This is a genomic window from Pseudomonas protegens, assembly GCF_003732485.1.
Classification (GTDB): Bacteria; Pseudomonadota; Gammaproteobacteria; order Pseudomonadales; family Pseudomonadaceae; genus Aquipseudomonas; species Aquipseudomonas protegens_B.
On record NZ_MOAK01000080.1, the window covers coordinates 151057 to 151823 of the forward strand.

Annotated in this window: 1 protein-coding gene; it reads right to left on the reverse strand. The window is 64.0% G+C overall.

Annotated elements, in window-relative coordinates:
* Positions 1–767, reverse strand: a 767-nt coding sequence (locus tag BLX41_RS35955) for a GMC family oxidoreductase (protein WP_259745068.1), incomplete at both ends; no start/stop codon positions are given.

The following is a 767-nucleotide window of genomic DNA, read 5'->3' on the forward strand; positions in this document are numbered from 1 at the left end:
CTCTTGTTCTGGCCGCGATACAGAGTCACATACAGGGTGCTGGTGTCGGGCCAGATGTTCAGCACGCCGTGATCCTCGGGCACGGTCTTGAAGGCACTGAAGTAGTACTCGTTGCCGTCCTCGGCAGTCAGGCGCATGTCGTAGTTCATGTGGCGCACGCCCACCTGCTGCTGGAACTCCTCGAACAGGTTGAACACCCCGTGGCTGGCCACCAGGGGCTGTGCCGACAGCGCCGGAGCTTCCAGGGTGCCCACCAGGGTAGCGGCGTGCTCGGGCTCCTTGATCATCCGGTTGAGGTCGTTGGCCGTGATGGTCAGGGTGAACTCGATAGAGGAGTTCTGTGCCTCGCCGCGCTTGGCCGCTTCCTCGTAGAGCGCCAGATCGGTGCCCTGGGGCTGGGTGAAGGCGCTGGAGAAATAGCCCTTCATGGTCTCGGTGAACTGCACGCCCAGGGTCGGCGCCGGCACCGCCTTGCTCGGGGCCGAGGGCAGGCTGTAATCGATCTTCCAGCCGCGATCCTCCGCCAGCAGGCGCATGTTGCGCTCGCTGACCGCCGAGATGGTCAGCAACGGATTGACCGCCAGCGAGGTGGGAATCACCGCACCATCGGCCACATACAGCCCGGGATAGACCTGGGTGCCGCTGACGCCGCTGAACACCTGGCCTTTGTGGTTGACCACACCCTGAGCGGCGTCTTCGCCCATGACGCAGCCGCCCAGCGGATGCACCGAAACGATGCTGTGCTTGAGCAACTTGGTCCAGATCGG